The sequence below is a fragment of the Capnocytophaga sp. G1920 genome, from assembly GCF_051417515.1.
The window spans coordinates 1-8,552 of the sequence record NZ_JBPRKH010000036.1 but is presented as its reverse complement, the minus strand read 5'-3'; the positions used below and the strand labels follow the sequence as shown (position 1 = coordinate 8,552).

General features: G+C 38.6%; 8 protein-coding genes and 1 pseudogene. 6 read left to right on the top strand and 3 right to left on the bottom strand.

The window, feature by feature from the left end:
- The first annotated feature begins 18 nt into the window (after positions 1-18).
- From ACSQ7D_RS12845 to ACSQ7D_RS12820, 6 genes and pseudogenes are all read left to right on the top strand, one after another.
- Positions 19-1,129, top strand: a pseudogene (locus ACSQ7D_RS12845) (ISAs1 family transposase).
- 550 nt (positions 1,130-1,679) lie between these two features.
- Positions 1,680-2,579 carry a hypothetical protein gene (locus ACSQ7D_RS12840; RefSeq protein ID WP_437136472.1) on the top strand — a complete coding sequence of 300 codons (900 nt, stop codon included), beginning with the start codon at positions 1,680-1,682 and terminating at the stop codon, positions 2,577-2,579.
- 11 nt (positions 2,580-2,590) lie between these two features.
- Complete coding sequence (locus ACSQ7D_RS12835) at positions 2,591-2,881, top strand: DUF493 family protein (protein WP_009410743.1); 291 nt, start codon at positions 2,591-2,593, stop codon at positions 2,879-2,881.
- A complete protein-coding gene (locus ACSQ7D_RS12830) occupies positions 2,878-3,540 on the top strand; it encodes a DUF4290 domain-containing protein (RefSeq protein WP_002672843.1) in 663 nt (220 codons plus the stop codon). The genes ACSQ7D_RS12835 and ACSQ7D_RS12830 overlap by 4 nt, the downstream gene beginning before the upstream one ends.
- Complete coding sequence (gene murA / locus ACSQ7D_RS12825; protein WP_009418046.1) at positions 3,527-4,837, top strand: UDP-N-acetylglucosamine 1-carboxyvinyltransferase; 1,311 nt, start codon at positions 3,527-3,529, stop codon at positions 4,835-4,837. Before ACSQ7D_RS12830 ends, murA begins: the two co-directional genes overlap by 14 nt.
- A 67-nt stretch (positions 4,838-4,904) precedes the next feature.
- On the top strand, positions 4,905-6,074 hold the full coding sequence (locus ACSQ7D_RS12820) for a MalY/PatB family protein (protein WP_016479253.1): 1,170 nt from the start codon (positions 4,905-4,907) through the stop codon (positions 6,072-6,074).
- 83 nt (positions 6,075-6,157) lie between these two features.
- Here ACSQ7D_RS12820 and mraY read toward each other — a convergent pair whose 3' ends face one another.
- The 3 genes from mraY to ACSQ7D_RS12805 form a co-directional block, all read right to left on the bottom strand.
- On the bottom strand, positions 6,158-7,393 hold the full coding sequence (gene mraY / locus ACSQ7D_RS12815) for a phospho-N-acetylmuramoyl-pentapeptide-transferase (RefSeq protein WP_437136471.1): 1,236 nt from the start codon (positions 7,391-7,393) through the stop codon (positions 6,158-6,160).
- A gap of 33 nt (positions 7,394-7,426) precedes the next feature.
- Positions 7,427-8,125, bottom strand: coding sequence for a hypothetical protein (locus tag ACSQ7D_RS12810; protein WP_437136470.1), 699 nt, complete (start codon positions 8,123-8,125; stop codon positions 7,427-7,429).
- Positions 8,126-8,318: 193 nt separating this feature from the next.
- Positions 8,319-8,552: integrase core domain-containing protein (locus ACSQ7D_RS12805; RefSeq protein ID WP_437136469.1), on the bottom strand; the 234-nt coding region annotated here is incomplete at its 5' end.

Below are 8,552 nucleotides of genomic sequence, written 5' to 3'. Positions count from 1 at the left end.
AATAAAATGTAAAAGTCTATGACACTGATAGAAATGTTATCTAGTATAGAGGATACTAGAAAAAGACGCGGTATCCGCCATAAAATGCCTAACTTCCTGATTATGTGCCTAACAGCAATAATGTCAGGTTATACTGGTTATCGAGAAATAGGCCGTTTCCTCAAAGAAAACCAATGGGAGTTTAAAAAGTATCTAACTTTCTGTAAAGTACCTACATATGGCTCTATTAGAAGGATATTTATGGAAATTGATTTTGATGATTTTGCCCAAAAATTCAATCAGTGGACTGCCCAATTTTTACCAATGTGTCAAGGTGAAACACTTGCTGTTGATGGAAAGGCTATTGCAGGAACTATTAAAGACACTCAAAATAACTATCAGAATTTTGTTTCATTGATAAGTGTTTTTGCTTCACAAAGAGGCATTGTATTAGCTTGTGATAAATTAGAGAACAAAAAAGAATCTGAAATTTATACCGTTCAAAGACTCTTACAAGCCTTAGACATTCAAGGTGAAATAATCACTTTAGATGCCTTACATTGTCAAAAAAACTCTTGAAACTATTATAAAGTCAAAAAATGACTACATAGTACAAGTAAAAGGTAATCAAAAAAAGCTTTTTGAGCAAATAAAAGCAAATGTTGCTACAAAAAAGTATTTAATGCACACTTACCAAGAGTGTTCTTTGCTAAGAGGTCGTGATGAATTGCGTATTACCAAAGTTTATAAAAATTTAGAGGGTATTTCTCCTGAATGGTTTGGTATAAAGCGAATTATAGAAACAACACGTTATGTCAAAACAAAGAAAGGTCAGACAATAGAGATAGTTTACCATATTAGCAGTGTAGCTAAGAATAAGGCTGATTTCTTTGCTAATCACATACGTTCTCATTGGGGTATAGAAAATCGTTTGCACTGGGTGAAAGATGTACAAATGAAAGAGGACAAGAGTAAGACTAAATCAGGTAATGCTCCTGAGAATCTTTCAATAATGAGAAATATATCAATTAACCTATTTCGTCTTAATGGAAAAGACTCTATCAAGTCAGCTATGGAATGGAGTATCATTAATTTCAAAGAACTTATGAATTTAATATATTATAAATCAAACATTTGTAACTCTATGTAACAGCCCTGCCCTTTGGAGGGGGCTAGGGGGAGGTTATCCCCTAGTGCCTATGGCCTAAGGCCTAGTGCCTCTTCTCTTTTCTTTCGCCTCGAAACCCCGTTTTTAACATTTTTAGCACTGTTGTATGATATTATGAATCAACTATTTATATACCCTTTCTATACCAATCGTCCAAGATTCGTATAAGCTTCCTATAAGCTCTCTATAAGCTAACCCCACCCTCCTTACACCCTTTTTTCACCAAAAATGCCCTTAACCTTCTTCTGAAAATCTCCGTTTTCTTCCGAATCTCTCAACTCTCCAAATTTGCTAATTCAACAGCCTGTGTGGCTCACACTGCCTGTGCGGCTCGCACCTTTGGCAAAGTTGAATAAACTGATAATATTTTCTCATTTTCTCATTTCCTCATTCCCTCATTTTCTAATTCTCTAATTTTCCACTGGCAAAGTTAATTATCGGTATTTCTGACATTATTAGTATTATTGGCATTAAATAATTGTTAATTAAAATTTATTTTGTATATTTGCACCAAGTTTTTAATTTCAAAAAAATGAAAAGAATAATTCTTTCCCTATTAGTTACTGCTTGCTTGACTGCGTGTAGTAAAAATGACAACGAGGCTCCTGACGACAAGAAGCCTCCTGTTACTTTAGAGCCTAAGCCAGCTCCCGAACCCACTGTGGGGGTATATCCTCGCATTGTAACTACTACCCAGCATTTAAGAAAAAAGCAATTGGTTGCTGAGTCTACTATTGTCAATGGTAAGGTTACTAAATCTATTCAGAAAGTAACTGATTTAGAAAACGGAAATGTTACTACTTACATCATTGATTACAAGTACGATGCTAATGGTTACCCTACCGAAATCACCACCTCACGTAAAGGGCGCACTATACTTGATGAGAAAGAAACTTACCGCTTTGAAAATAAAAGATTGGTAGAAAAGATTAAAATTGTAGAGGGGGGCGTTAGAACGAATACTCATAACTATTCTTACGACCCTGAAGGTAAACTCATAAAGTATATTTACTCTTCGCTACAATACACAGATTCTAAGCCAAGTATTATTGAAACAAACTACACTTATACTAGCACTACTGTTTCAGCTGCTATTGTAGGCGGACATACTGAAACAATTACTTTCGACAGCCGTTGGAATAAGTTGAAAAGTGAACAAAAATTCACTCGAACTGCCGATATTTGGGAGTATCAATACAACGATAAACCCAATCAAGCTTATGGTCATTTAGGCGACTTGCTCTACCCCGAAGAGTTTATCTCTAAAAATTGTCTTACCTTAATGAGACACATATCAAAAGAAGAAGGCAAAGCCGATTTTATTACGGAATATCGCAGGGAATACCAATACAATGCACAGGGTAATATAAGAGAAATTAAAAAATACGACTCCAACGGTAAGTTAGAAGAAACCACAGAATACGAATATTAGTAATCAACTCAATGAAAACAGAACAAGAATTAGCCGAATTTTACGAGCGCTTAAAGAATGAACTCATCGAGACTTCGCTCTTCCCCACTCGTTATCTCTATAAATTTGTAATACCTACTGATGAAGCAAAACTCAATCAGCTCAAAGAGGTATTCAAAAATACCGATGCCGAAATCACCACACGCCCATCGTCTAACGATAAGTACACAGGTGTTTCGGTAAGCCTTACCGTTAAAAACCCCGATGAGGTAATTGCCTATTACAAAGAAGCAGGTAAAGTAAAAGGAATATTATCATTATGACGACCTTAGAATATAACACCGAACGCCCTCACTTAATCATCCCCGAATACGGGCGACACATTCAAAAAATGATAGAAAAAGCGGTACTCCTTAAAGACCGCGATACACGTAATAAAACGGCTCGAAGTATCGTCGCCGTAATGGGAAACTTATTCCCTCACTTGCGCGACGTCCCTGATTTTCAACATAAACTTTGGGACCAGCTCTTTATAATGTCCGATTTTCAGTTAGACGTCGATTCTCCTTATGAAAAACCCACGCCTTCCACACTTCATAAACACCCCGAAAGACTTAGATACCCTCAAGCACATCCCCGCTACCGCTTCTACGGCAACGTAATTATTCGTATGATAAACACTTGCGTAAATTGGGAAAAAGGCGACCTACGTGAAGCTTTAGAGTATTCTATCGCTAACCATATGAAGAAATGCTTCCTCACTTGGAATAAAGAAAGCGTAGACGATAGTGTAGTTTTTGAACATCTATACGAACTGAGCAACGGGCAAATTGATTTGAGAAAGGCTAACGAAGACCTTACTAATAGTCGTGACCTTATCCGCACGAAGCAAAATCTAACTAAACGCACTCCTCAACCGCAACCTCAGCAAGCTAAAAGAATATTCTCAACCAATAAAAAAAATAACAATGGGCGTTTTTAAAATAGAAGGTGGACATACCCTCAAAGGAAGTATTACACCACAAGGAGCTAAAAACGAAGCACTACAAGTACTTTGTGCAGTTCTACTCACCGACCAAAAAGTTACCATTCACAACATTCCCGATATTCAAGATGTGAATAAACTGATTTCTTTGCTCGAGAATTTAGGCGTCAAAATCCAAAAGCTCGGGAAAGGTACTTATAGCTTTCAAGCCGACGATATCAATATAGACTATTTAAAGTCCGAGGCTTTTCATACCGAAGGGCAAGCCCTGCGAGGTTCTATTATGATAGTAGGTCCTCTGCTCACGCGTTTTGGAGTAGGCTATATTCCTAAACCGGGAGGTGATAAAATAGGTCGCCGTCGCCTCGACACCCACTTCGAAGGGTTCATCAAATTAGGCGCCCACTTCGAATATGATGAGAATAACTTTACTTATAGCGTAGTAGCCAAGAAACTAAAAGGAAGCTATATGCTTTTAGAAGAAGCCTCAGTTACGGGTACTTCCAATATTATTATGGCTGCCGTATTAGCCGAAGGTACTACAACTATTTATAACGCAGCTTGCGAGCCCTATGTACAACAACTCTGCCGTATGCTCAACGCTATGGGAGCCGATATACAAGGTATCGGTTCCAACCTCATTACTATCAATGGGGTAGAACGTTTAGAGGGTTGTACACACACTATCCTCCCCGATATGATTGAAATAGGTAGTTGGATAGGCTTGGCTGCTATGACCCGCAGTGAAATTACCATTAAGAATGTAGGCTGGGAGCATTTGGGTATTATGCCTACTATCTTCCAGAAATTAGGTATTACCTTCGAAAAGAAAAACGACGATATTCATATCCCCGCTCATACTAACGGCTATGAAATCCAAAATTATATCGACGGCTCTATCCTAACCGTAGCCGATGCCCCTTGGCCTGGTTTTACCCCCGACCTACTCAGTATCGTGCTGGTAGTCGCTACTCAAGCACGTGGGGAAGTGCTTATTCACCAAAAGATGTTTGAGAGTAGGCTATTCTTTATCGATAAACTGATAGATATGGGCGCTAAAATTATACTATGCGACCCTCACCGCGCTACCGTTATCGGTAATGATTTCCGTTCACCCTTGCGCGCAACCTTAATGACCTCACCTGATATTCGTGCCGGTATAGCCTTGCTTATTGCAGCTCTTTCAGCCAAAGGCACCTCTACCATTTACAATATAGAACAAATAGACCGTGGTTACGAAAACATCGACGGACGACTCAAAGCCCTCGGTGCCCAAATAGTAAGAGTCTCCTAATAGATATGGGATAACACGTAACATATTAATCATTAATCATTAACCATTAAACATTAATCATTAAAAAGTGAATTATAATTTTGACGAAGTAGTTTGCAGAAAACACACCGATGCTCTCAAGTTAGAGGCATTAGCCCCCCGCTGGGGACGCACCGATTTGCTTCCTATGTGGGTAGCCGATATGGATTTTAAAACACCTCCATTCATAGTGGAAGTAATGAAAAAACGTATGGAATGTGAAGTGTTTGGCTACACAGTGAAACCCGAAAGTTGGTATGAAGCCATTATCAGTTGGCAAAAACGCCGTCATAAGTGGACGATTACCAAAGAAATGATTTCATTTGTACCTGGGGTAGTACCAGCTTTGGCAATGGCAGTACAGGCATTTACTCAGCGTGGTGAAAAGGTGATGATTCAGCAACCTGTATATAATCCTTTTGCTCAGGTAATCCGCAATAACCATCGCGAATTAGTAAACTGTCCATTAGAACTGAAAGATGGGCAATATCATATCAATTTTAAACTCTTCGAAAAAAAGATAAAAGGCTGTAAGCTCTTCCTCTTCTGTCACCCTCATAACCCTGGCGGACGTGTATGGACGCGCGAAGAACTCAAAAAAGTAGCAACTATCTGTGCTCAGAACAACGTAATAATAGTAGCTGACGAAATCCACGCCGACCTTACCTTACTTCCCTACGAGCACATTCCGTTTGCCTCAGTAAGCGAAGAAGCTAAACAGAACTCCGTTGTATTTGCATCTCCCAGCAAGGCTTTTAATATGGCAGGCTTAGCTACCTCTTATGCGGTAATTGCTAATCCTACCCTGCGTCGTCGCTTCGAAAGCTATGTAGAAGGGAACGAATTGGCTGCCGGCAATGTCTTTGCTTTTAATACCGTTGTAGCAGCCTATAACAAAGGCGAAGAATGGTTACAACAAATGCTCACTTACGTTCAAGGTAATATTGATGAAGTGGTAAGTTATATCAAGGAAAACATACCTCAACTAAAAGTCATCATACCTCAAGCCTCTTATTTAGTGTTTATTGATTTCAGTGCGTTACAGCTCAACCAAAAAGATATAGTCGCTTTATGTACCAATAGGGCGCACTTAGCCTTAAATGACGGTAGTATTTATGGTGAAGAAGGCAATGGCTATATGCGCATCAATTTAGCTTGTCCGCGTAGTGTGGTAAGGCAAGCCTTAGCTCAACTCAAAGACGCAATAACTTCAATATAAAAGTCAAGCGCCTAAATAATCAGATTATTTAGGCGCTTTTCATTTTTTTATTCTCTAATACATCCAAGCTTTTAATTGAGCTCTTATCTCAATTTCAGCGTTACAATGCTAATCACCGCTAAGAAAATCCCTACAATAAGAAAGCGCATCACTATTTTACTCTCGTGATACCCCTTCTTTTGGTAATGGTGGTGTAAAGGCGACATCAAGAAGATACGTCTACCTTCACCATACTTTTTCTTCGTATATTTAAAGTAAAACACTTGCAATATCACCGATAAGTTTTCAATGAGGAAGATACCACAGAGCATAGGCAACAAGAGTTCTTTGCGTACTGCTATGGCTATCACAGCTATAATCCCGCCTATGGTCAAACTTCCTGTATCGCCCATAAACACTTGGGCAGGATAGGTATTATACCACAAAAAGCCCACCAAAGCTCCTGCAAAAGCGGCTATGAATACCGTCATCTCCCCTACTCTTGGGATATACATAATGTTTAAATATTCCGAGAAGATAATGTTACCCGAAATCCACGCAAATAACCCTAATGTCAGGACTATAATAGCCGAGCTTCCCGCTGCCAATCCATCTATACCATCAGTAAGGTTCGCACCGTTAGAAACCGCTGTAACAATAAGAATCACAATAGGAATAAATACTAGCCACACATAATGATGATAATTATCTCCTGCCCACGCAATGAGGTCAGCATAGTCAAACTCGTTATTCTTCACAAACGGAATAGTAGTTTTCGTCGATTTCACTTCTGGAACAAAATTCTCTGTGACTGTTTCTGCTACTACTTCAGTACGTGTTCGCCCAATACCTGTTTTCTCACTCTTAATAGTTACATTATCATTGAAATAGAGCGTCGCCCCTACGATAATTCCTAAGCCTATTTGTCCTAATATTTTGAAACGTCCTTTCAGTCCGTCTTTATTCTTGCGGAAAGTCTTGATATAATCGTCGATAAAGCCAATAGCTCCCATCCACACAGTAGTGATGAGTAGCAATAGGGTATATACGTTATCTAACTTAGCCAACAGCAGTACAGGTATAAGCGTAGCAAGAATAATGATAATCCCCCCCATAGTAGGAGTGCCTGCTTTCTCATTCTGCCCCGTAAGCCCCAAGTCTCGCACCGTTTCGCCTATCTGTTTGCGTTGTAGGAGGCGAATAATACGCTTCCCATAGATGGTAGAAATAAGCAAGGAAAGCATTAAAGCCAAGCCTGCGCGAAACGATAAGTATTTATAAAGCCCCGACCCTGGAAAGTCGTAATATTTTTCAAGATATTCTAATAAATAATATAACATTTTAAATAATAGTTAAATGGTAAGAGATAAGAACTATTTGATAACGATTACAATCTCTTTATCGCGTCTCTTTTTCTTTTTGCCATCAGTGGCTTTTAAATCAATTTTCACGGTATGAGCATCTATTTTCTCAATATAAGGGTGTTTGCCTTTTATCTTCTTTATTTTGTCCTCGAATACAAGCGTATTATTGATATCAATATTAAACATCTTCTTCATCTGTGCTACGCGCTCTGCTTGCTCTTCATCATCTGTATTTTGTTCCAAAGCAGCGATATTGATGTGCAACTCCTTGCCGTCCCATTTAAAAGCCGAAATACTCAGAGGGTTGTTATTGCGTGTCCCTCTATCAATAGCGGCGGTGATAGAAGCGTATTCTTCAGGCGCAAAATGGTCGAACCTAATCTGAAAACCTACTTCCTTATTGTCTTTAAAAAGTCCTTTAATAGCTGCGCGTTTCAGCAATTCAGCTCTATCAGCAGGAATGCTATCCTTTTCTACTGTTTTTTGAAAGTCGTAAACCGATTGCCATTCTTTCGGAAATTCGGGCATATTCACGTTTTTCAAACTGTTTTCTCCTTGTTTTGCCTTCGCTTGCATAGCGAGCATTTCACTCATATCTACCGCCATATCGGTGGAAATGGTAGCATCTTTATGAAATGTAAAGGTATTTGTTACACTACAAGATTGCAATGCCAGTAGCGTAAAAGCTAATAAAATCAGTTTTTTCATTAGTTATCAATTACAAATTTCGGGGCAAAGATAATATTTTTTACAATACTTCTATCATTCCTCAAATCAAACGCACCTTTTTTACTTCAAAATATCTCCCTCTATCCTCCTTCTTAGGCTTGTTTTAACTCCGTGTCACGTCCTAAAAAAGGTTGTCATAATTAATTATTGTTTTATTAGTCAATTTTTTTCATTAAGCTACCTTTTGAAAGTACACCTGATCAGGAGTTTTTAAGTTCAATGCATAGTGAGGACGTTTTTGATTATATGTCTTTATAGCCGAACATACCGCACTAAGAGCTTGTTGTTCAGTATTAAAAGTAACTCCTAAATTAAACTCTTGCTTGAGAATCCCATTGATACGCTCCGCGTGAGCATTTTCGTAACAGTGATTCTCCTGAGTCATACTAATTTGAATGTGCTCTTT

What these genes read in the sequence shown, in the direction of transcription:
- ACSQ7D_RS12840 (WP_437136472.1), top strand. Translation starts at nt 1,680, where the DNA reads ATGAAAAGAATAATTCTTTCCCTATTAGTTACTGCTTGCTTGACTGCG.
- ACSQ7D_RS12835 (WP_009410743.1), top strand. Translation starts at nt 2,591, where the DNA reads ATGAAAACAGAACAAGAATTAGCCGAATTTTACGAGCGCTTAAAGAAT.
- ACSQ7D_RS12830 (WP_002672843.1), top strand. Translation starts at nt 2,878, where the DNA reads ATGACGACCTTAGAATATAACACCGAACGCCCTCACTTAATCATCCCC.
- murA (WP_009418046.1), top strand. Translation starts at nt 3,527, where the DNA reads ATGGGCGTTTTTAAAATAGAAGGTGGACATACCCTCAAAGGAAGTATT.
- mraY (WP_437136471.1), bottom strand. Translation starts at nt 7,393, where the DNA reads ATGTTATATTATTTATTAGAATATCTTGAAAAATATTACGACTTTCCA.
- ACSQ7D_RS12810 (WP_437136470.1), bottom strand. Translation starts at nt 8,125, where the DNA reads ATGAAAAAACTGATTTTATTAGCTTTTACGCTACTGGCATTGCAATCT.